This window comes from Allosalinactinospora lopnorensis, assembly GCF_000981225.1.
GTDB classification, from domain to species: Bacteria; Actinomycetota; Actinomycetes; order Streptosporangiales; family Streptosporangiaceae; genus Allosalinactinospora; species Allosalinactinospora lopnorensis.
This window is the reverse complement of the sequence record NZ_LAJC01000063.1, coordinates 15,051-36,666: the sequence shown is the minus strand read 5'-3', so window position 1 is coordinate 36,666 and position 21,616 is coordinate 15,051. Positions and strand designations below refer to the sequence as shown.

Genomic DNA, 21,616 nt, shown 5'->3' with positions numbered 1-21,616 from the left:
GGGCGGGAAACGGCCGCGAGCCGGCGCGGCGCCGCCTCGCCCGGCGGCGCGGACGCGCGGGAGACGACCGTCAGTCGTCGACCTCGATCGACGCCTGGGGTTTGCCGTCGACGCACGTCACGCTGTACTCGACTTCCAGTTCACCGCCCTCGAACTCCACCTCGACATACGGAGCCGGCCCTTGGACGACCTCCTCGATCCGGTAGCCCTGCTCCGGGACCCACCACACGAGTTCGGCCATGCCCTCGGAGCAGCGGGCCAGGACCGCACCGCCGTCGCTGGGAAAGACGGCCTCGTTCTCCCCACCGGGAGCCGTGCCGTCGGGAACCGAGCCGAGCTGCCCCGTCGGCTGCTCCTCGGGCACCGGGGACCCTTCGGGAGCGGGGGTCCCGGCGGTGGGCTCCGGGGAGCCCTCGGACGCGCCGGCGGGCGCCTGGGCGAGCTCCTCCTGCACCTCTTCGTCGGACAACGGCTGCGAGGGAGTCGACAGGAGGCCGCCCTGGGCGATGCCGACGGCGCTGATGCTCGCGGCGATGGCGATCGCGGCGGCCGCCACCCACCCGGCCACGATGTACTTCGACTGCATGAGTGCCAGACTCCTCGCTCCTGGGCTAAAAGCACGTTAAGACGGGCCTAAGACGGGGGCACGGCCGGCCCGCGGGTACGGGAGGGCGCGTCCGCCGCCCGGAGGCGGCGACACGGTGCCCTAATGTTGACTCCCGTGGCGCAGCTATTGCTGATCGAGGACGACGACCAGCTGAGAACGGCCCTGACCCGGTCGTTGACCGAGTTGGGTCACGCGGTCGTCTCCGCTCCGGGCGCCATGGCGGGACTGCACTCCGCTGTGGAGAACGCTCCGGACCTGATCGTCCTGGATCTGGGCCTGCCCGACCTCGACGGCACCGAGATGCTGCGGATGCTGCGGGCCGTCAGTGACGTCCCGGTGATCGTCGCCACGGCCCGCGACGACGAGAACGAGATCGTCCGGGTGCTCAACTCGGGCGCCGACGACTATGTCGTCAAGCCCTTCACCGCCCGGCAACTGGGAGCGCGCGTCCATGCGGTGCTGCGGCGCGCGCCCGCGAACACCGCCGACGAGAGCATCACCATCGACTCCCTGTGGATCGACCCCCGCAGCCGCGAGGCCCGCCTCGCGAAGCGGCGGCTGGACCTGAGCCCCAAGGAGTTCGACCTCCTCTACTACCTCGCCTCGAACGCCGGAAGCGTGATCTCCAAGCGGCAGCTACTCACCGACGTCTGGGGCACCCCGTACGGGGGCGCGGACAAGACGGTCGACGTCCATGTCGCGTGGCTGCGCCGCAAGCTGGGCGAAACCGCGCAGCGCCCGCGTTTCCTGCACACGGTCCGCGGGGTGGGGATCAAGCTGGTCGCCCCGGACGAGGCGGAACCGGCCGCGGATGCCGCACCGGGTGATCCCGGATGAGAAGGCGCCTCACGATGCTGGTCGCGGCGACGGTAACGCTGGTCCTGGTCGCGTTCTCCGTGCCGATGGCGCTGCTGCTCCGGGGGGTGGCGAGCGAGCGGGTGGTGACCGCCGCCTCCCAGGACGCCGAAGCGCTGTCAGCCGTCGTGGCCACCGCCGACCAGGAGACGGTTCAGGGCTCGGTCGACCGGCTGAACGCCGTTACCGACCACCCGATCACCGTGTTCTGGCCCGACGGGTCCGTCCTCGGCGCCGAGGCACCGCGCTCGGACGCGGTGGAACTGGCCGCGACCGGCCGCAGTATCACCGCCGAGGCCCCGGAGGGGCGGGAGATCCTGTTCGGGGTGCAGGGGCAGCCGGAGGGCACCGCTGTCATCCGCACCTACGTCGCCGACAGCGAACTCACCGAGGGGGTCGGCCGCGCCTGGCTCATCCTCGGGGTGATGGCGATCCTTCTCCTCGGCTTCGGGCTGCTCCTGGCCGACCGGCTGGCCCGCCTGCTGCTCATCCCGCTGGGGGAACTGGCCCAGGTGTCGCACCGGCTGGCCAGCGGCGACCTTGAAGCGCGGGCGCGGGTGAGCGGCCCGACCGAACTGCGGGAGGTCGGGGCGGCGCTGAACGGCCTCGCGTCGCGGATCAGGGAACTGCTCGCGGCGGAGCGGGAGCGGGTCGCCGACCTCTCGCACCGCCTGCGCACGCCCGTCACGACGCTGCGGCTGGAGGCCGAAGCGCTCAACGACCCCCGGGAGCGCGAGGCCGTCGAGGGGGCCGCCAACGAGGTCCAGCGCGCGGTCGACGCGACCATCAACGCCGCCCGCAGCCCCACCCGCAGCGAACCGCTGTGCGACGCCGCCGCGGTGGTCGCCGAACGCATCGAGTTCTGGTCCGTACTGGCCGACGAGACCTCCCGCGACTGCGGTGCCGACCTGGCGGCGGGGCCGCTCGTCGTCCGGGTCAGCCCGGAGGACCTCACGGCGGCCATGGACGCGCTGCTCGGGAACGTCTTCGCGCACACCCCGGACGGTACGCCGTTCGCGGTGCGGCTGGACCCCCGCCCCGAGGGCGGGGCGGTCGTCGAGGTCAGCGACGAAGGGCCCGGCCTGCCCTCGGAGGACCTCGCGGAGCGGGGGCGCAGCGGCGGCGGCTCCACCGGGCTCGGGCTGGACATCGTACGGCGCACGGCGGCGGCCTCGGGAGGCGGTGTCGCGTTCGGCACGGGGCCCGGCGGAACAGGGACCGTGGTCACCGTCGAACTGGGGTAGCCCGCTCCGAGGCGCCGCCCCCGAACCACCGGCGCATCGCCCGACTCCAGGGATTGGCGGCGAGCTCGGGGGTGAGTGCCCCTATGGCCAGGCAGTACTTGCTGATACGCAGCGGGCGTACGCCCAGCGACCACAGGAGCCGGTCGGCGCCGCTTCCGTCGCCGGTTGACTTCGACTCCACCGCCCACAGGGGCAGCGCTTCGATCCGGCCTCTCGGCGAACTGCATACCAGCCCGGTGTCGAATGTGAGGCGCGCCGCGCCGGAGCGCTGTGCCAGGGTGTACCGCAGGTAGTTCGTGGTGGCGGTCGGGGCCAGCCGGTCCGGCGGGGACATCCGGTGGGCACCGCGCAGGACGTCCTCCAGGAAGAGCCGCGCCTCACCGGTCAGGCGAACGGCGTGCTCGCGGTCATAGGGCATGCGCTGCTTCGACGTCGCCTCCCTGGCCCCCTCCAGCTTGATCTCGAAGGCGCAGTCGCCGGTGTCGGCGTACTGCCGGGTCCGGATCTTGAAGCGGCGCCGGCGGCCCTGCCGGTGCTGGCGGTAGGTCAGCAGATCGGGGGTGTCGAAATACGTCGAGATGTACTGGAACTGCCTGCGCCCGTTGATCTCCAGGACCGACCAGTCATCGTCCTCGGCGAGCCGGGCCACCAACGTCGCATATGCGGCGGGGGTGATCAGGTACTTGGAGTCGATGCGGGTCTGCAGGCCGGCACGCGCGTTCACCTCCTCCAGGTCCGCGCCGGGGAACAGGTCCACTCCGAGTGTCGGGGCGGCGTTCCTCCGCATCATCGCCTCGACACGGTCGGCACGGGCACGGTGGCCGCGGACTCGCGGGCGGACGGACCCGCGGAGACAGGGGCCGGGCGGCGGAACCGGACGTCCACCGTCGTGGTCTCGCGGACGTAGTCCACACTGCTCACCGTCGACTGGAGGATACGGCCGCCGAGCCGCCGCTGGAGGTCGGCCCGCAGCTCCTCCTCACCGCCGTGGACGGTGTCGAGTACGAGCACCCGGCGCTCCACACCGGTGGCGATCCGGGGGTGGTCGGCCACGTACATCGTGGCCAGCAGCAGAACGTTGGACGCGGCGATCGCGAGGGGCATCGTCGCGCCGATTCCGTTGACCAACCCGAGCGCCAGCGAGATGAAGTAGTAGCCCACCTCGCGCTGGCTGATCTCGTCCGAACGCAGGCGGATGATCGACAGCACCCCGAACAGCCCGAACGCGATGCCCAACCCCACCTCCTGCGACATCATCAGCGCCGACACCGTGAACACGCCGATGTTCAACGCTATGTAGCCGAACATCAGGTCGGCGCGGCGGTGGCGCCGGAAGTAGATCGCGTATGCCAGAACCGAGATCGAGAGCAAGTTGACGGGCAGCGCGAGCATGAGCAGCAGGCTCACGGAAGTCCTCCTGTGCCGTGCGGGGTGCGGCGGTCCCGGCTGTACCGCCGCTGTTCTGCAGGGAACGCTACGACCAGCGCGGTTAAGGGATGGCTAAGAGTTGAATAAGCGCCGAACAGGGACACCCGCGCGGTTGGGGACCCGCCCGTCCTCACGCCGGCCCGGGATCGGCCAGGAACGCGCGCACGTCATCGACGGGAAGGCGTCGCGGTAGATCAGCGCTCGTCCTCCGCTCGCTCTGCCAGCAGCACATCCAGCGGAAAAACGTCACCGGAGGTCTCGAACGTCGCGATCCGGTTGAGGTCGCCCGTTGTGGTCGACGTGAGCCGAATCAGCCCCCCGGGCCACGAGATCCGAGTAGCGTCCCCGTGTTCCTGATCCGGGCAGCATGGCGGCGATAACCTTGCCGTGCCAGGTGACCTGGATAGCCTCACTCTTCCATCCGACTGAATATGGAACCGGGGCTGCGGGAGAGCTCACGCGCCCCTGATGTACCCGCATCACCGAGCATTGTTCCTACAAACGCTGCGTATACATGGGTGAACGCGCAGACGGCGTTCCACGGTCTCGGCCGCGGACGGTCAGCGCAGCTCGCGGCGCATCACGATCCGCGGCACCACCAGCAGACCGGCCTCGTTGTGCCACTGGGCGAACAACTCGGGGCCCCACTCGGCCGGGGGCAGTTCCGTGAAGCCCCGGCGGGCGTACCACGGCCCGTTGAACGGCAGGTCCCGGAAGGTCGTCAGGGTCATCGCGGGCAGGCCTCGCTCGCCCGCGCCAGCACACGCGGCCTCCAGCAGCGCGCTGCCCACACCGCGCCGCCCGTGATCGGGGTGCACGCTGATCTCCTGCAGGTGCGCGTTGCCGTCCAGCTCGGTGAGCTGCGCGAAGCCCGCGGCCAACGGCCCGCTGCCGGGTACCGGCAGCTCCGCGACGAGGATCCGGCCCGCTTCGGCCAGTTCGGCCTCCGGGTCGTCCGGCGGCAGCTCCAGCCCGGCGTGTCCGAAGAGGGTGAAGGCGGCGCGGGAGATCTCCACCAGGCGGGGCAGGTCGGCGGGCACGCCAGCGCGGACGGCGATGTCGGGCACGGCACTCTCCTTCCGGTCACGGGCCGAACTGATGGTCCGCCGATCCTGCGCCGGCCCCGCCCGCAGGGCAACCGGTTTTCCGGCTCCGGGCCGCTCACGTCCGTGATCACCGCGTTTCCCGGGGAGCAGGGCCGGATAGCGGGGTCTCGTCAGTATGCGCCGACACGAGGCGGGGCGCAGTTATGAAAATCGGATACAAACTCTTCGCGGAGGGCTACTCACCGCAGGAGATCGTCCGCCAGGCAGTGCGCGCCGAGATGGTGGGATTCGATTTCGTCGAGGTCAGCGATCATTTCCACCCGTGGCTGTACAGTCACGGCCACTCCGGCTTCGCCTGGTCGATCCTTGCCGCCGCGGCCGCGCGCACGGACCGGATCGAACTCGCCACCGGTGTCACATGCCCCTTCATCCGCTACCACCCGGCCATCATCGCCCAGGCGGCGGCCACGACAGCGCTGCTGTCCAACGAGCGCTTCGTGTTGGGGGTCGGATCGGGTGAGCGGCTCAGCGAGCACGTGGTCGGCCAGGGGTGGCCGGCGGTACGCGAGCGCCACGAGATGTTCCGCGAGTCGCTGCAGATCATCCGACTGCTGTGGTCGGGCGGCTACCACTCCTTCGACGGCAGGTACCTCTCGCTGGAGGACGCCAGGTGTTCGACCTGCCGAAGACGCCGCCCCGGATCGCCGTGGCGATCAGCGGCTCGGAATCCGCCCGGATCGCCGCCGAGCACGGTGACGCGATCTTCGCCACGGAGCCGAAGCCGGAGCTGGTCAAGGCCTACACCGGGGCCGGCGGGAACGGGGAGAAGTACGCGGAGGTGCCGCTGTCCTGGGCGGAGGACGAATCGGCGGCGCTGCGCTCGGCGCGCGAGACGTTCCGCTTCGGTGTGACGGGGTGGAAGGTGATGGCGGAGCTGCCGAACCCGGTCAACTTCGAGGCCGCGACGGAGTTCGTCGGTGAGGAGCACATCGCCGAGTCCTTCGGCTACGGCCCCGACGCCTCGGATCACCTCACTGTGGCGCAGCAGTTCGTCGACGCCGGGTTCGACAATCTCGCCCTGGTCAACGCCGGCCCCGACCCCGACGGGTTCTTCGACTTCTTCGCCAAGGAGCTCGACGAGCCGATCCGCTCACTGACGCCGTCGAGGTGAGCGTACCGCCGCCCTCCGGGCGGCGCGGGCGCAGCAGGCTCGGGGGCGGACCGCTTTCTTCCCGAGGACGTCGGCCGGGCCACGTCCTGGGACGGGGCCGGCGCGGTCCCCCGGAACCTCAGGAGCCGGGCACGGGCTTGGCTGAGTGCTGGTCCGGGCCGTCCCAGAAACTGCCCCCGTGCCACGGCCACCAGTACTTCGTCTGGCCCTGGGGGATCATCCGGTCCAGCCGGATCGTGAGCCGCAGTGCGAGACCCCCGGCGATCATGCCGGTCGCGAGGTCGGTGAACCAGTGGAAGTGCAGGAAGACGGAGACCGCCGCCTGCAGGAGCGCGATCCCGACGATGCAGTAGGCCAGGCGCTGGATGATGTGCGGGCGCGCCGCCCGGTAGCGGATGATCAGGAACAGCACCAGACCGTAGAGCAGAATGGCGTTGGCACCGTGGCCGGAGGGAAAGGACACTCCCCCTCAGCGGAGAAGAACGACGGGTCGAAGGTCCGCGGATGACTGCGCGAGAAAAGCAGCTTCATCGACGCGACCAGGCAGATCATGCCGAACACACCGACAGCGCCGAGAATGATCGGGCGCCAGGACCGGTACCAGTACGCGAAGTGCAGCGCCGTGACCCCCAGGACCGGCAGCGCGACGAAACGCGACGCCACCGTGTCCGGCCACAGGATCAGAAACTCCCGGATCTCGTCCCAGTACGGCCGCGGTGCCGTATTGATGAAGTTGTCGATGGGGTGCAGTGGTCCGGCGGAGAGCACCGTCATAATGAGGAGGGCCACGGCGAGGACGATGGCGATCTTGTCCGACGCCAGTCCCCACGCGATCTCGCTCACGCTCGGCCAGGCCGCCCCTGACCTGGAGGCGCTTCCCGGCCACCCGAACGGGATCCGCGGGGCCTCGGGTAAGGATCTCTCGTTGTGGAAGGTTCTCGGTCGCCCGGCCCTGTACGGCGGCTTCGGGCCGATCCGCGTTGTACGCATCATGTGCTCAGTGCTGTCTCACGAATTGTGGGCTGGCCTGCGGCACGGTCGTGCTTTGGGGATGGGCTCGCCGCTGGGACTGGGTTGAGGGGGATCTGGGGGATTATGCGGACACACGACGCGCCGTTGGCGTCGGTGTGCCCGTTCACCGGAACCTCGGCGTTACCGGTGCGGTCCATCACTGGGGAACAGCGGGCACTTCACGGCTACCCCCTCCGGGCCGGATGCCATCGTGCCGGAGATCACAGTTGCCCGCCCCAGTTTCTCTCCAACGTTTCCGACAGGAGAGCATAGCGCCCTGCCCCGGTGGGCTGTCCGTCGGCCTGGTAATGATCATCGCGCTACCTCATGCTTTGTCTATCAGTCAGGATGGGCCCGATGAGTGTTCACCACGGCGCGTCTGGAACGTGAGCGTTCCGTTAGCAACCGGCGTCCGTATGCCGGAAGCCACACAGCCGTGTGGCACTCTTCAATGAGCCCGCCCTCTTATGACGCACAGAACAGAAAGGTCGTTGATGGTCGACCTCCCTGAGAGGCCGGATTATCCGTCTCGATTGGCACGCAACCCGCTGCGGGAGCAGATCCGGCGCGTGCTGGTGGACGGCCTGCTCTCCGGACGCTGGCAGCCCGGCGAGCGAATCGTCGAGCGGCGCGTCGCGGCTGAGCTCAACGTGAGCCAGGCCCCCGTGCGGGAGGCGCTGCGCGAGCTGGAGGCGCTGCGGCTCATCGAGTCCGTGCCGAACAAGGGGGCACGCGTCCGCGACTTCGGCGTAGCGGACATGGCCGAGATCTACCCGGTCCGCGCGGGCCTGGAACTGGTCGCGGCCGAACTCGCCGCCCCCCGCCTGGCCCGGGACCCCCGGCCGCTGGAACGCGAGGTCGACGCGCTCAAGCGCGCGACCACCAGCGGGGATGTAGAGGAGCAGATCAAGCACAGTGTGGAGTTCCACCGGGAGGTGGTGCGGGCCGCCGACAACAGTGTGCTGCTGCATACGTGGGAGTCGTTGGGGGTCGAGGTGTGGACGGCCCTGTCGGTCCGCTGGCTCGACATGGAGCTGCACGCGAAGGCCGCCGACCACACCCAGATCACCGAGGCGTTCCGCCGGGGCGACCCCAATGTCGGGCGGATGCTCAGCGAGCACGTCCTGAATTATGTCGAGGCCGCCCTCAAGTCGCGCGACACTGTGCACTGACTCGCGACCGGCTCGCCCTCTGTCCTGTTCGCCGGATAAATCCCCCTAAAGTCATATTGATCGATCATCGATCAGTCCGTAGAGTGTGCGCGACGCATGTCACACGAATACGGTTTCACGTGAACAACGTACGAACCGGCTACACCCGCCAGGACCGATGTATGGCCGGGGCCCAGGCCGGGAAGCGAGCAAAGAGAGTTGCTGGTCAACTCCACCGAACAGCCACTTCGCGCCCCGTCGTTGAGCCCGGCGGAGCAGCGGAACCCCTGGTCGCGCCGCACAGCGCACCAGGCGCCGGCCTCTTTCGGCCCCACCGGACCGGACGAGGCCGTCTCCGGACGTAGAAAGGCACCACTATGGCTGACACGGCCAAGCCGAAGGGCGGCGGCACCGCCAAGAGCGCGGGGGGGCGCCGGCGCAATCGGAAGAACGACACCCCGAACCTCGCCGACGAACAGCCGAAGGACCTCCTCGACTACTACCGGCAGATGCTCCTCGTCCGCCGGTTCGAGGAACGCACCGGCCAGGCGTACACGCAGGCCCGCATCGGCGGCTACTGCCACCTGAACCTGGGTGAGGAGGCCACCGTCGTCGGCCTCATGAGTGCGCTGAACGAGCGCGACTACCTGTTCACGAACTACCGCGAACACGGGTACGCCATCGCCAAGGGCATCAGCCCCCGCGGTGTCATGGCCGAGCTCTACGGACGCACCACCGGTGTGTCCAAGGGCTGGGGCGGTTCCATGCACATGTTCGACACCGAGGCCCGCCTGCTCGGGGGCTACGGCATCGTCGGGGGGCAGCTTCCCCTGGCCACCGGCGCCGCGCTGGCCGTCTCCTACCGGGGCGGCGACGAGATCGTCATGTGCCAGATGGGCGACGGCACCACCAACATCGGCGCGTGGCACGAGTCGCTGAACATCGCCTCCCTGTGGAACCTGCCCGTCGTCTACGTGGTGGTGAACAACTTCACCGGTATGGGCACCACCGTCGAGATGTCCTCCGCGGAGCCCGACCTGTACAAGCGGGGGTCCGCCTTCCGGATCGAAGGCCAGCGCGTGGACGGCCGGGACGTCCTCGCCGTGCGCGACGCCGCCACCGACCTGGTCGAGCGCGCCCGCTCCGAACAGCGCCCCTTCCTACTCGAAGCCTTCAGCCACCGGATGAAGGGCCACTCGGTGGTCGACCCGGCCAAGTACCGCACCCAGGAGCAGGCGGACGAGGCCCGGGCGCAGGAGAACGACCCGATCGCGCTCTTCGAGGAGCGGCTGGAGAAGGCCGGGGTGCTGACCGAGGAGGCCAAGAAGGAGATCACGGACTCGGTACGCGAAGAGGTCGCCGATGCGGCCGACTTCGCCGAGAACAGCCCGCACCCCGACGTCTCGACACTCTTCGACTACACATACGCCACTCCTGTGGCCAACGAGTCGAGGCGTATGCCCGCCGACCCGGTGTTCGCAGAGTAGGGAAGGAAGCCGGTACATGTCTGTGATCACCTACCGCCAGGCCCTGCGCGAGACCCTGCGGGCCGAGATGCACCGCGACGAGGACGTCTTCCTCATCGGCGAGGAGATCGGTATCTTCGAGGGCTCGTACAAGATCACCGAAGGACTGCTCAAGGAGTTCGGGGAGCGACGGGTCCGCGACACCCCGATCGCCGAGGAGGGGTTCGTCGGCACCGCGATCGGCGCGGCCATGCTCGGGCTGCGCCCGGTCGTCGAGCTCATGACGATCAACTTCTCGCTGCTCGCGATCGACCAGATCGTCAACCACGCCGCCAAGATCTACGGCATGTTCGGCGGCCAGACCAGTGTGCCGATGGTCATCCGGACCCCGGGCGGCGGCGGCCAGCAGCTCGGCGCCACGCACTCGCAGAACATCGAGCTGTTCTACTCCTTCGTTCCCGGCCTGAAGGTCCTCGCGCCGAGCACTCCCGGCGACGCCGCCTCCATGCTGCGGGCCGCGATCCGCGACGACGACCCCGTGCTCTTCCTGGAGAACCTGGGCCTGTACAACTCCAAGGGCGAGGTCCCCGATGACGGGGACCAGGTCGCCGAGATCGGCCGCGCCGCGGTCACCCGTGAAGGCAGCGACATCACGCTGATCGGCTACTCGCGCATGGCGGTGGTCGCCCAGCAGGTCGCGGAGAAGCTGGCCGAGGACGACATCAGCGTCGAGGTCGTCGACCTGCGCAGTCTCCGTCCCCTCGACCGCGAGACGATCGTCGAGTCGGTGCGCAAGACCGGCTCGGCCGTGATCGCCGAGGACGACTGGCTGACCTACGGCATCGGCGCCGAGATCGCCGCCACCATCCAGGAGGGCGCGTTCGACTTCCTGGACGCCCCAGTGCGCCGGGTCGCCATGGCCGAGGTGCCCCTGCCGTACGCCAAGCCGCTCGAAACGGCGGCCCTGCCGTCGGTCGACTCGGTCATCACCGCCGTCAAGGAGACCCTGAACGCCGTGGGCCGGCGGGTCGGGTAAAGGGGAACCACACGATGACTGACATCTACATGCCGCGCCTCTCCGACACCATGGAGGAGGGCGTCATCAGCTCCTGGGTCAAGAAGACCGGCGACAAGGTGGAGCCGGGCGATGTCCTGGTGGAGATCGAGACCGACAAGGCCGTCATGGAGTACGAGGCCTACGAGGAGGGCTACCTCGTCAAACAGTCGGTCAGCGAGGGCGACACCGTTCCGATCGGGGCGGTGATCGGCGTTCTCGGCGACAGCCCCGACGCCGCTCCCGCGGAGTCCGACTCCGCCGAGGCCGCCCCCTCCACCGAGGCTCCGGCCGAGGAGGAGGAAGAAGAGGAGGCCGCCCCCCAGGAGGCCGCCCCGGCTCCGTCGGCCTCCGCGGACGCCAACGGTGCGACGCGCCCGCGCACCTCGCCCCTGGCCCGCCGGCTGGCCAAGGAGCACGGCCTGGACATCACGACGATCAGGGGATCCGGGCCGAAGGGCCGAATCGTCCGCGCCGACATCGAGGCCGCCGCCCAGGAGCAGACCACCACGGCCGGAGAGCCCACCGCCCCGCCCGCGCGGGAACCGGCCCCGGCGGCCGCACCGCAGGCGGCCCAGGAGGCGTTCGACGACGGTCGCGACTCCGAAGAGATCACGGTCAGCAACATGCGCAAGGTGATCGCGCGCCGCCTGCTGCAGAGCAAGCAGACGGTTCCGCACTTCTACCTGCGCCGGACCATCGACGCCGAGGCGCTCAAGGCGTTCCGGGCCCAGATCAACGAGCAACTGGAGAGCACGGGCAACAAGGTCAGCTTCAACGACCTGATCGTGAAGGCGGCGGCGACAACGCTGCGGCTGCATCCCCAGGTCAACGCTTCGTGGGTGGACGACAAGCTGCTGCAGCACCGCCGGGTCAACGTCGGTGTGGCGGTCGCGGTCCAGGAGGGCCTGGTGGTCCCGGTCCTGCACGACACCGACAAGGCCCCGCTGTCCGAAATCGCCGCGAAGAGTCGCGAACTCGCCGGCAAGGCCCGCGAGGGAAAGCTGAAACCGCAGGAGATGAGCGGCGGCACGTTCAGCGTAAGCAACCTCGGCATGTACGGCATGGACAGCTTCTCGGCCGTCATCAACCCGCCGGAGGCCGCGATCCTCGCGGTGGGCGCCATGAAGCAGGAACCGGTGGTGCGCGGAGGCGAGATCGTCCCGCGCCACACCATCGCCCTTGAGCTGTCCGTGGACCACCGCGCCGTCGACGGCGCGGTCGGCGCCGCGTTCCTCAAGGAGTTGGCCGAGATCCTGGAGGAGCCCATGCGGATCATCCTCTGATCCTTCTCGCCGCGCCGACACTGTGGTGCCCCGCTCCGGCTGAAGGAGCGGGGCACTGTACGTATGGCCGGCCCGGGATTCCCGCTACCTCCGGCTGTGTCCGCAAAGGAACAGGAGCGTCCAGGCAAAGCCCCCCGGTGAATGCCCAGGTGACGCCGCACGTTCCACGTGAAACACGCACGGACGGTATTCGCCTGCGGGCCGCGGAGCGGCCCTGCTCATCAGCATGAGACAGAACCGGGAAGGCGGTGCGCGTGCGATGTGCCCGTGTGCTCCCGCTGGAAGGCGCGGGAGGCGTCCGCACCGGCACGGCCATAGCCCTACTAGCGCGGTCCTCGCCCAGCGTGCACCCTCCGGTGGCGGCGCGTGGTTCCCATACGCCAGGCTTGTCCCCGTGCGGTCGACGACCGCCTGCGAGTGGGTGCCTTCCCCGGCCGCCCCGTCCCGGAACGAGGCGGCCGGTCCTGCCTGGCCACGCGGGCAGAACCGCCGGACAGCCGGCGCCCACAGAGTGCCGAAGAGGAAAGACCCCGATGACTATCCCCTCGAACTCGCCACCCGGGACCGAGATGATCATGCCGCCGTTGCCATAGTCCCGGGACCGAAGGAGCAGACTCTGACCTTCGTCCTGCAGAACCGCGGTGTCTTCGCCGGACACTGGCTGCTACCGGGAGGCCACGTCCAACCCGGGGAGAACCCCGAACAGGCCGCGCGCAGGGAAACCGCCGAAGAGGCCGGGATCCATCTCGGAGCGCTCGCGCTCACGGGCATCTACGACGTCCACGGGCGCGACAGCGGCCTGCCGTACTGGTTCCGGATGCACGTGTACCGGGCGCTGCGGCCGTGCGGCATCCCTGAGAGCTTCGTTCCCAATCCCACCGAGGTTTCGCAGGTGAGCCAGACCTACCCGTCCGAGATCCTGCCGCATCCCATCGACATGTGCATCCTGAACGAAGCCGGCCTCGCCGATTACGATCCCGGTTTCGTCCACCGCCTGCTGGGCGCCGACGGAGTCGCCATGTCCCGGCTGGAGTGAGAGGCGCCGCCCGCGGCGCTCCCGGCCACGGGCGGCGCGGCCGCAGACGGCCGGGAGGCTCACCCGAGGTCGAACACCCCTACCGCGTCGTAGGCGATCCAGGACCCGGCCGACTTGGTGATGCCGATGACGTTCTCTCCCTCGGAGAAGTGCCCAGCGGGCAGTTTCAGCTCGACGAAGGACGGACGCAGGGCCGTCCCCAGGACGGTCACGTCCCCCTCCAGCGAGCCCCGGGTGGCGCCGCCCTGGAACTCGGTCTCGGCGGCGTTCTCGCCGTTGACCGTGATCGCCACGGTTCCGGGCTTCGTCGCGTGCGTATCGATCAGCCAGATCGCGAGTCCGACCTCGCCTCCGGGACCGTGTCGAGGGTAAAGCGCAGTCGGAACGTGTGCTCCGTCCGGCCGGCCCATTCGTCCTCGGGGCCCGGGTGCAGGTAGCTCCAGTCCGTGCCCGGGTCGCTCCTCCCGTGGACGAAGTCGACTCCGTCGGGGAAGGCCGCCCGGAAGCCCCTCGGCCCGCCAGCGGGGGCCAGTGCCAGTTCCAGGCTCTTCGAGTCGAACTCGCCCACCTGCGCGAGCGCGCGACCGTATGTCGTCATCGATTTCGTCGACGATGCCCGCACGGTCTCCGAGGGGGTGCTGCGTCCGCCCGCCGCGTCGACGGTGACGATCCGGTAGTGCCGGGTCACCGGCTCCGGGCCGAGGGTGTCGTGGCTGAAACGGCCGTAGACGGTCGTGCCGACCAATGTGGCGGAGGAGATCTCGACCTCCGGCGACTTCGAGGCGTGGATCGCGAAGTGGTCCACCAGCGGCTCCCACCCCGGAAGGTCCCAGGAGAGGTCGATTGCGCCGGTCCGCCCCTCAGCGGTGGCCCCTGTCACGGGCGCGGGTTCGGTGGTCATTGCTGTCCTCCGCTCACCTCGTTGAGACCGGGCCGGCCCGCTTCGGTGACGAACCGGGCCGCGGTGCTCACCGTTCCGGTGTCATCCGCCTCGATCTGGTCGATCACCTTGAACTCCGAGGTGACCTCGGTAGGGGTCATCGCCACCTGCAGGTAGCCGCGCCGGGCGTTGTACAGCTTGACGTGCGGGTTGCCGAGCCAGAGGTCGGCGAGGTGGTCGCTGTCGGAGCCGTCGCCGTCCGAGGCGACGGACGTGGTGATCAGCTCGGTGCCGATGGTGGCGGAGTCCGGGTCGGCGAAATCCGCCTTGAGCTCGGTGGCCGAGTGCCGGTGGATGTCACCGGTGAGGACGAGTGGGTTGGCGACATCGTTCGAGGTCAGGACCTCGAACAGCCGCTCGCGGTTGGCGGTGAACCCGTCCCATATGTCCATGCTGTACTCGGTTCCGGGCCCGGTGTCGCGGTCGATGCTGGCCACGACCACCTGCTGGGCGAGCACGTTCCAGACGGCGTCGCTGACCTTCAGCCCCTCGTACAGCCACTCCTCCTGGCGCTCCCCCAGGATGGAGCGCTCGGGGTCGGTGTGCTCGCCGCCGGGCGTTCCGCCGTCGGAGGGCACGTCGTTGCGGTGCTGACGGGTGTCGAGGACGTTGAACTCCGCCAGCTTGCCGTAGCGCAGCCGCCGGTAGAGCCGCATGTCGGGCCCCTCCGGCAGCGAGTCGGAGTGCAGCGGCTGGTTCTCGTACAGCGCCCGGTAGGCGACCGCGCGGCGCCGCAGGAAGTCCTCCGGGCTCATCCCGTACTGGGAGGCGTCGTCGGCGTAGTTGTTCTCCACCTCGTGGTCGTCCGGTGTCACCAGCCACGGCGCGTGCGCGTGCGCAGCCCGCAGATGGGGGTCGTGCTTGGTGAGCGCGTAGCGCAGCCGGTACTGCTCCAGGGTGATGGTGGTCGCGGCGTGCGCGGCGCTCAGTTCGCCCACCCCCTGCCGCCACAGGTTCGCCTCGGTGATGCCGTACTCGTAGATGTAGTCGCCGAGGAACAGCACCAGGTCGAGGTCCTGCTCGGCCATGTCCCGGTAGGCGGTGTAGTGGCCGTGGTACCAGGCCTGGCAGGAGGCGACGGCGAAGGCCAGGCTCCCGGGGTCGGCGTCCGCCGCCGGCGCGGTCTTGGTGCGGCCGACAGGGCTGATCTCGCCGCCCACGCGGAACCGGTAGAAGTACTCGCGCGCCGGCTCCAGCCCGGTGACCTCCGGGTGAACGGCGTGCGCCAGTTCGGGTGAGGCGACCGCCCGGCCGCTCTTGACGATGTCCCGGAAGCGGTCGTCCGCGGCCACCTCGTATTCCACGGTGTAGTCCCGCGGCGGCATGCCGCCGTGGCCGTCCTCGGCCAGGGGCTCGGGGGTGAGGCGGGTCCACAGGACGACGCCGTCGGGGGTCGGTTCCCCCGAGGCGATTCCGAGGCCGAAGGGATCGGCCGGGACACGGCTGTTGACGGGGGCGGCGTGCGCGGGAACCCCGGTTCCCATAGCGAGCGCCGCCGCGCTGATACCGGTGAGAGTGAGGAACGTTCGTCGGTCGAGAGGGTAGCGGGCGTCGCTTCGGACCATTCGTCGCTTCCATCCACTCGGGGAATGCCCCAACGATTGTCGAAGCGCCGCCTTGCTCGCGCATTGATTCGGGGTAAGTGTCTGGTTGTCAAAGAGTGACGAATTGGTTCCTTAGCGTAAATGGTTTTCTGGGCCGCCCAGAGCTACGGAGCGTGGCCGGTGCCGGCCGGTGCCGCGGCACTCTGTCATCTCTCGAGGGCGCCGGACGGGGCAGGCCCCCGCCGCCGCTATCTATGTCGATGGGTGGGCCTGCGGGTTTGTGCTTGCGGGGAGGGACGGGTGTGCCGGATCCGTCCACCCTTACCGCCGTTCGTGGCTGGTGTGGGGGGCGTGGTCGTGTTGTCAGGCGGCGTCAGAGGATGCCGTTGGCGAACCGTGTCTCTCGACGCGGGCGCGCGTCCAGGATCCGTCACGGCGCATCATCCACTTCGGACTCTGCAATAGGGGCTAAGGTTCGATGGGAGCAGCCGATAACGGGGGATCGCCTTGGACGCAAGGACGTTGCACGATATAGCTGCCCTACCGGACCCGCTGGAAAGAGCCCGCGCCGCGTCTGCGGCTATGGCCACCTTGCAGGGGCGAAGTGTCGAGCTGTCCCGTATCCGCCGGGGCGCCATTGTCGAAGCGCAGGAGGCCGGACTCCGGCAAGAGGAAATCGCGCGGCGTCTCGGTGTGACACCGGGACGGGTGAGCCAGATGAAGAAGACCAGCGCCGAGGGGCCGGAGCATCGGGCACCGACAGGACCTGTCGAGCCGCGCCCGCGCGTACTTGTCGAACGGGCACTGCCAACACCGCCGAACGTGCGCGGATCAAGGTCGCTCTACCTGACCGAGGCCAAGCGGCAGGGCATCGAACCCGAACGGAAGATGCTGTTCGTCGGGCGCGAGCCGTGCAACGAGCATGTTGCCGCCGGGCTCCACGTCGAAGCAGGCGAGGACGTCATCGCCCGCCGGAAGATGTTCTGGGCCAATGGTGTGCCGGTCCGGATTTCGACGTCCTACTTCCGGCTCGACGTCGGGGAGAACACCCGCCTGGGCGGTGAGGGGTTCGTGCTGCCGACGCTGCAGGCCGCCATCGAGGACCTGGGGTACACGTTCAGCCACGCGACCGAGACGCTGACCGCCCGACCGCCGACACCGTACGAGGCCGACCTGCTCGACATCCCCGGCGAGTGGGTCGTTCAGGTGCTTCGGGTCAGCGTGAGCACCGACAACGTGCCGGTGCACGCGCTGGAGACCATCTGCGCCGCGTCGCGGCATGCCTTCCCGATCGGACAGGTGACCGGTTCCGACCAGTTCTGACACCTCATATCCACCTCCAGCGCCCAGACGCCGGAACCGGTCAGCCCCCAGACAGCACCCGGCCCGGGGCATCCACCCACAGCAGGTGCTCGCCCTCGGCGGTGACGGTCAGGCCGAGCCGGTCCCAGCCGGGGCGGCCCTGCCCATCCCACCGGCGCCACGCGGCTTCGACCTCGTCCCACAGCCGGCGCGGCCCGCCCTGGTAGACCTCGGCGTCACCTTCACCGGTGAACCGTACCGCGGCCCACGAGCTGTCCGTGAGCCCGTAGAACCAGGCTGTGCTCACGTCGCCCTGGTCGTGGACGGTGTGGGTGCAGTCGGGGACCAGGAGGCCCAGGGCGAACTCGGTGATGCCGTAGGGATCGTCGGACACCAGATCCCGCCGGGCCAGGGGCGTGGTGGAGACCTCGCCCGGCCAGTCGGTGACGTACTCCTCGTGCCGCGGCCAGACCAGCCGCTGCGAGCGGGCCTTCATGAACTGCGCGGGCCCGGTGAACCTTCCGCGGGCGCTCGCACCGTCGGCGGCGACGACCAGTAGGGCCAGCGCATCCCGCTGGCTGTAGTCGGTGCCCCACGGGACGAGGACGATCCCGCCCGGCCGGGTCTGCCCGATCCACTCAGGGGGGATCCGGCGCATGCCGCAGGTGGCGATGACCCGGTCATAGGGGGCGTTATCGCGGCATCCGGTCGCGCCGTCGGCGATGACGACGCGAGGAGAGCAGCCGGCGCGGCGCAGGTTCGCCGACGCCTGCTCGGCGACGTCCGGATCCACCTCGACGGTGGTCACCCACTGTCCGCCCAACCGGTGCGACAGCAGGGCGGCGGTCCACCCGGTTCCGGTGCCGATCTCCAGCACCCGCATTCCCGGGCGCACGTCGAGGTCACGCAGCATGCCGAACACCACGGAGGGCATGGACGCCGAGGAGGTGTACACGTGGCCGGGGCCGGGACCGACGTGCCGACCGTCGTCCCACTGGGTCGTGATCGGGACATCCGCGTCAGCCCACCGGTACCAGGCCTCAGGGTCGGTGCGCCGATCCACGGTCAGGCTCTGCCCACTGGCGGTGTCGAAGGGCCACATCGTCTCCGGCAGGAAACCCGACCGCGGCACCGCCCGAAACGCGCCCGCCCACTCCGGTGCCATGGCCCCCGTGTCGAGCAGCCGCCGCTCCAGCTCGGCGTGGGCGGGGCGCGCGCTCACTTCTCGTGCCTGCCGGGCGGCGGCCCGCCGTCGGGGTGCGGCGGGGGCGGCTGAGGAGGTGGCTGCGGGGGCGGCTGTTGGGGGCCCTCGTGTCGACCCATCGCGATCTCTCCTTGAAGCTCGGGGTGACTACGGGACGAACGTAGCGCCGCTCACACCGCATGTCGCGACCGTGACCGCATCCGGACCGCCGGGGTTGGCCCGAGCGCCCACGGGTACCGCCCCCATTCCCGGCGATCTTGCGGGAATCGGGGTTGTTTCCGCTGATGAAGGAACGAAAGCCACGGGATCGATCATGGCGGGGGCACCCCGTGCGCTCGGTCCGGCTCAGCGACCGCCCTATGCGGGAGCCGGTGTCGCCGCGCGGCCGAACGGCCGCCTTACCGGGCGGACCCCGCGCACTCCCGCGCCGTCGGGTAGTCGGTGTAGTCGCGGGCGCCCGACGCGTAGTGGGAGTTCTTCCCCCTGATCGGCGCCCACGGGATGCCCGCGGCGATCCGGTGCGGCAGGTCCGGGTTGGCGATGAACGGGCGTCCGAAGGAGACCAGGTCGGCGCCCCGCTCCCGGAGCAGCCGCTCGGCCAAGGCCTGCGTCGTCTCCTCGTGTTCCCCTGTGTTGCCGATGAGCGCCCCGCTCCACCGCGGGCGCAGGTCGCGCCAGCGCCGGGTAGTCGGGGTCGTCGGTGAGGTGCAGGTAGGCCAGGCCCAGCGGGTCGAGGGCGGAGAGCACGGTCCGGTACACCGGCGCGGGGTCGGCCTCCCTCATCCCGTTCTCCGGGTTGCCCGGCGAGAGCCGCAGCCCCACGCGTTCGGCGCCCACCGCGTCGGCCACGGCCTCGGTCACCTCGATCACGAACCTGGCCCGGCCGAGCACGCTCCCGCCGTAGGCGTCGCCGCGCCGGTTGGTGTTGTCGGCGAGGAACTGGTGCGGGAGGTAGCTGTTGGCGCCGTGGATCTCCACCCCGTCGAATCCGGCCCGGATCGCGTTGCGCGCCGCGGCGGCGTGGTCGCCGATCGCGTCCCGGATGTCGGCCGCCGACATCTCCTTCGGGGCGACCGGCGCGACCTTGCCCTCCAGCGTGTGCACCCGCTCGGTGAGCGGTACGGCCGACGGCGCCTCGGGGGTTCCGCCGTCGGCCCGGTTGGCCGGATGCCCGTTCCGGCCGGCGTGCATGACCTGGGCGAAGAACCTCCCTACCGGAAGCCCGGCACGGACCTCGTCCGAAGCGCCGCGCGTACGGCACTGGTCACCGCCCTCCAGCCGACGACCTGCTCCTCGGTGAACAGCCCGGGCTCGGTGAGGTACTGGCGGCCGCGCTCGCTCGGCGCGATGCCCTCGGAGACGATCAGTCCGGCGCCGGACCGCTGCGCGTAGTAGGTCGCCATGAGCGGTTGCGGGACACTCCGGAGGTCGGCGCGGAGCCGTGTCATCGGGGCCATGACAACGCGGTTCGGGAGGTCGAGGGCCGTCGAGGTGTAGGGGGTAAGAAGGGGACTCACGCTGTTCCGGTTCATGAACGAAGGGTAGAATTTGACATCAATGTCAGGTTCAACCTCTGTGGCGGAACTCACCATGCGTATAGGCAGGCTGGCACGGCGGACCGGAGTCAGCGAGCGCTCACTCAGGTACTACGAACAGCAGGGGTTGCTGACCGCGCGGCGCACCAGCGGCGGGCACCGGGAGTACGACGACGAGGCGGTCGCCCGTGTGGAGCGCATCCAGTGCCTGTTCTCCGCGGGGCTGCACAGCTCCAGGATCGCCGCGATCCTTCCCTGCATGTACGACAAGGAGCGCGGCGACCCCGCCCCGGATCTGGTCCGCTATCTCAAGGACGAACGGGACCGCATCGACCGGACGATCGACCGGCTCGCGGCCTCGCGGACGGTCCTCGACGGTGTCATCGCCTCCGCGGAGGAGGAGACCGCGCCCGGAGCGGCCAACGGCGCCACGGTCTCGCCATGAGCGACTACGCTCGCAGGCAGGACAACGTGTGCAAGGAGAGCATAGTGAATCCTGGCGGCGGAGGAATGGACATGCAGGCGCTGCTGCAGCAGGCGCAGCAGATGCAGCAGCAGCTCTTGGAAGCCCAGCAGCAGCTCGACGAGGCGCAGGTCGAAGGCACCTCGGGGGGTGGCCTGGTCAAGGTCACCGTAAACGGGCGCGGGCAGGTCGAGGACATCACGATCGACCCCAGTACGATCGACGCCGGTGACACCTCGGAGACGGCGCAGACCATCGCCGACCTGGTTCTCGCGGCCATCCGCGACGCCGAGACGTCGGTCGAGGAACTCCAGCAGGAGAAGATGGGCCCGCTCGCCGAAGGACTGGGCGGGATGCCCGGCGGCGGGGGCATGCCCGGCCTCCCCGGCTTCTGAGCGGGAACGCGGCCCCGCCCCGTTCTCATGGCCCGGGGGCGAGAGGCGGCGGGTGGTGGAGTCGTGACCGCGTGACCGGCTCCACTACCGTGGAGAGTGAGACGCACGCGGGGCGAGTAGGTAGGCGATGTACGAAGGCGCGGTCCAGAACCTGATCGACGAGCTCGGGCGGTTGCCCGGCGTCGGTCCGAAAAGCGCTCAGCGCCTCGCCTTCCACCTGCTGGCCGCTGAGACCGCCGACGTCAAACGGCTGGTGAGCGCACTCACCGAGGTCAAGGAGCGCGTGCGCTTCTGCGCCGTCTGCGGCAACGTGTCCGAGGAGAACGAGTGCCGCGTCTGCCGCGACCCCAAGCGCGATAGCGCGGTCATCTGCGTGGTCGAGGAGTCCAAGGACGTCGTGGCGATCGAGCGGATGCGCGAGTTCCGCGGCCGCTACCACGTGCTCGGCGGCGCGATCAGCCCCATCGAGGGGGTCGGACCCGACGACCTGCGGATCAAAGAGCTCATGACGCGGCTCTCCAACGACGAGGTCACCGAGCTGATCCTGGCCACCGACCCCAACCTGGAGGGCGAGGCCACGGCCACCTACCTGGCCCGGCTGGTCAAACCCTTGGGGTTGAAAGTCACCCGGCTGGCCAGCGGCCTTCCCGTCGGCGGTGATCTCGAGTACGCCGACGAGGTCACGCTGGGGCGTGCGTTCGAGGGCCGCCGCAGTCTGGAGTTCTAGCCCACACTCCGCACCCTCGGGCCGCTCCCGGCGGGCGAATACGCCCGGGCACGGAGTGTGACGTGACGCTGGACACGCGTATTCGTCCCCGAAACGGGTATGCCGATGCGCCGGCGCCCTTCCCGCAGTTGGGAGGGGGCACCGCCGACCC

At 69.8% G+C, this 21,616-nt stretch carries 19 protein-coding genes and 3 pseudogenes; 12 read left to right on the top strand and 10 right to left on the bottom strand.

What is annotated here, in order from left to right; translation table 11 throughout:
- Positions 1 to 70: 70 nt before the first annotated feature.
- Positions 71 to 586 (bottom strand): hypothetical protein, encoded by a 516-nt coding sequence (locus tag VS93_RS27230; RefSeq protein ID WP_052745886.1) that lies wholly within the window; start codon positions 584 to 586, stop codon positions 71 to 73.
- 135 nt (positions 587 to 721) lie between these two features.
- Between VS93_RS27230 and VS93_RS20165 the strand changes: the two genes are divergently transcribed.
- Together VS93_RS20165 and VS93_RS20160 are read left to right on the top strand one after the other, a co-directional pair.
- Positions 722 to 1,444, top strand: coding sequence for a response regulator transcription factor (locus VS93_RS20165; RefSeq protein WP_046471461.1), 723 nt, complete (start codon positions 722 to 724; stop codon positions 1,442 to 1,444).
- A gap of 14 nt (positions 1,445 to 1,458) precedes the next feature.
- Positions 1,459 to 2,706 carry a sensor histidine kinase gene (locus VS93_RS20160; protein ID WP_236700635.1) on the top strand — a complete coding sequence of 416 codons (1,248 nt, stop codon included), beginning with the start codon at positions 1,459 to 1,461 and terminating at the stop codon, positions 2,704 to 2,706.
- On the opposite strand, the gene VS93_RS20155 is transcribed toward VS93_RS20160, so the two are convergent.
- From VS93_RS20155 to VS93_RS20145, 3 genes are all read right to left on the bottom strand, one after another.
- Positions 2,687 to 3,496, bottom strand: a complete 810-nt coding sequence (locus tag VS93_RS20155; RefSeq protein ID WP_082127052.1) for a VTC domain-containing protein — start codon at positions 3,494 to 3,496, stop codon at positions 2,687 to 2,689. The two genes, VS93_RS20160 and VS93_RS20155, sit on opposite strands and share 20 nt — an antisense overlap.
- Positions 3,493 to 4,113: a DUF4956 domain-containing protein gene (locus VS93_RS20150; RefSeq protein WP_082127051.1), complete on the bottom strand. Its 621-nt coding sequence runs from the start codon at positions 4,111 to 4,113 to the stop codon at positions 3,493 to 3,495. Before VS93_RS20150 ends, VS93_RS20155 begins: the two co-directional genes overlap by 4 nt.
- 581 nt (positions 4,114 to 4,694) lie before the next feature.
- Positions 4,695 to 5,201, bottom strand: coding sequence for a GNAT family N-acetyltransferase (locus VS93_RS20145; protein WP_236700634.1), 507 nt, complete (start codon positions 5,199 to 5,201; stop codon positions 4,695 to 4,697).
- 182 nt (positions 5,202 to 5,383) lie between these two features.
- Between VS93_RS20145 and VS93_RS20140 the strand changes: the two are divergent.
- Positions 5,384 to 6,351, top strand: a pseudogene (locus VS93_RS20140) (TIGR03557 family F420-dependent LLM class oxidoreductase).
- 118 nt (positions 6,352 to 6,469) lie between these two features.
- Here VS93_RS20140 and VS93_RS20135 read toward each other — a convergent pair.
- A pseudogene (locus tag VS93_RS20135) lies at positions 6,470 to 7,248 on the bottom strand (phosphatase PAP2 family protein).
- Between the two features lie 608 nt (positions 7,249 to 7,856).
- Between VS93_RS20135 and VS93_RS20130 the strand changes: the two are divergent.
- The 5 genes from VS93_RS20130 to VS93_RS28455 all read left to right on the top strand — a co-directional run bounded on the left by VS93_RS20130 (position 7,857) and on the right by VS93_RS28455 (position 13,355).
- On the top strand, positions 7,857 to 8,534 hold the full coding sequence (locus VS93_RS20130; protein ID WP_046471458.1) for a GntR family transcriptional regulator: 678 nt from the start codon (positions 7,857 to 7,859) through the stop codon (positions 8,532 to 8,534).
- Between the two features lie 356 nt (positions 8,535 to 8,890).
- Positions 8,891 to 10,000: a pyruvate dehydrogenase (acetyl-transferring) E1 component subunit alpha gene (gene pdhA / locus VS93_RS20125; protein WP_046471457.1), complete on the top strand. Its 1,110-nt coding sequence runs from the start codon at positions 8,891 to 8,893 to the stop codon at positions 9,998 to 10,000.
- Between the two features lie 16 nt (positions 10,001 to 10,016).
- On the top strand, positions 10,017 to 11,015 hold the full coding sequence (locus tag VS93_RS20120; RefSeq protein ID WP_046471456.1) for an alpha-ketoacid dehydrogenase subunit beta: 999 nt from the start codon (positions 10,017 to 10,019) through the stop codon (positions 11,013 to 11,015).
- Positions 11,016 to 11,029: 14 nt separating this feature from the next.
- Entirely contained in the window at positions 11,030 to 12,319 is a 1,290-nt protein-coding gene (locus VS93_RS20115; RefSeq protein WP_046471455.1) for a dihydrolipoamide acetyltransferase family protein, read from the top strand.
- Between the two features lie 511 nt (positions 12,320 to 12,830).
- Complete coding sequence (locus tag VS93_RS28455) at positions 12,831 to 13,355, top strand: NUDIX hydrolase (RefSeq protein ID WP_269082879.1); 525 nt, start codon at positions 12,831 to 12,833, stop codon at positions 13,353 to 13,355.
- Positions 13,356 to 13,414: 59 nt separating this feature from the next.
- On the opposite strand, the gene VS93_RS30595 is transcribed toward VS93_RS28455, so the two are convergent.
- The 3 genes from VS93_RS30595 to VS93_RS20100 are packed head-to-tail and all read right to left on the bottom strand — an operon-like array spanning position 13,415 to position 15,860.
- Positions 13,415 to 13,648, bottom strand: coding sequence for a hypothetical protein (locus VS93_RS30595; protein WP_201776700.1), 234 nt, complete (start codon positions 13,646 to 13,648; stop codon positions 13,415 to 13,417).
- A 29-nt stretch (positions 13,649 to 13,677) separates the two neighbouring features.
- Positions 13,678 to 14,256, bottom strand: coding sequence for a hypothetical protein (locus tag VS93_RS20105; RefSeq protein WP_201776699.1), 579 nt, complete (start codon positions 14,254 to 14,256; stop codon positions 13,678 to 13,680).
- A complete protein-coding gene (locus VS93_RS20100) occupies positions 14,253 to 15,860 on the bottom strand; it encodes an alkaline phosphatase D family protein (RefSeq protein ID WP_046471454.1) in 1,608 nt (535 codons plus the stop codon). Before VS93_RS20100 ends, VS93_RS20105 begins: the two co-directional genes overlap by 4 nt.
- Positions 15,861 to 16,421: 561 nt before the next feature.
- Here VS93_RS20100 and VS93_RS20095 point away from each other — a divergent pair.
- Complete coding sequence (locus tag VS93_RS20095; RefSeq protein ID WP_236700633.1) at positions 16,422 to 17,162, top strand: UTRA domain-containing protein; 741 nt, start codon at positions 16,422 to 16,424, stop codon at positions 17,160 to 17,162.
- Between the two features lie 40 nt (positions 17,163 to 17,202).
- Here VS93_RS20095 and VS93_RS20090 read toward each other — a convergent pair whose 3' ends face one another.
- Together VS93_RS20090 and VS93_RS20085 are read right to left on the bottom strand one after the other, a co-directional pair.
- The gene (locus VS93_RS20090) at positions 17,203 to 18,363 is read right to left on the bottom strand and encodes a methyltransferase domain-containing protein (protein WP_046471452.1); all 1,161 of its coding nucleotides are present in this window, start codon (positions 18,361 to 18,363) and stop codon (positions 17,203 to 17,205) included.
- A gap of 380 nt (positions 18,364 to 18,743) precedes the next feature.
- Positions 18,744 to 19,877, bottom strand: a pseudogene (locus VS93_RS20085) (alkene reductase).
- A gap of 43 nt (positions 19,878 to 19,920) precedes the next feature.
- Between VS93_RS20085 and VS93_RS20080 the strand changes: the two are divergent.
- The 3 genes from VS93_RS20080 (at position 19,921) to recR (ending at position 21,465) form a co-directional block, all read left to right on the top strand.
- Complete coding sequence (locus VS93_RS20080; protein ID WP_394298836.1) at positions 19,921 to 20,325, top strand: MerR family transcriptional regulator; 405 nt, start codon at positions 19,921 to 19,923, stop codon at positions 20,323 to 20,325.
- Positions 20,326 to 20,390: 65 nt separating this feature from the next.
- On the top strand, positions 20,391 to 20,738 hold the full coding sequence (locus VS93_RS20075; protein WP_046471450.1) for a YbaB/EbfC family nucleoid-associated protein: 348 nt from the start codon (positions 20,391 to 20,393) through the stop codon (positions 20,736 to 20,738).
- A gap of 127 nt (positions 20,739 to 20,865) precedes the next feature.
- On the top strand, positions 20,866 to 21,465 hold the full coding sequence (gene recR / locus VS93_RS20070; RefSeq protein ID WP_046471449.1) for a recombination mediator RecR: 600 nt from the start codon (positions 20,866 to 20,868) through the stop codon (positions 21,463 to 21,465).
- Positions 21,466 to 21,616 lie beyond the last annotated feature (151 nt).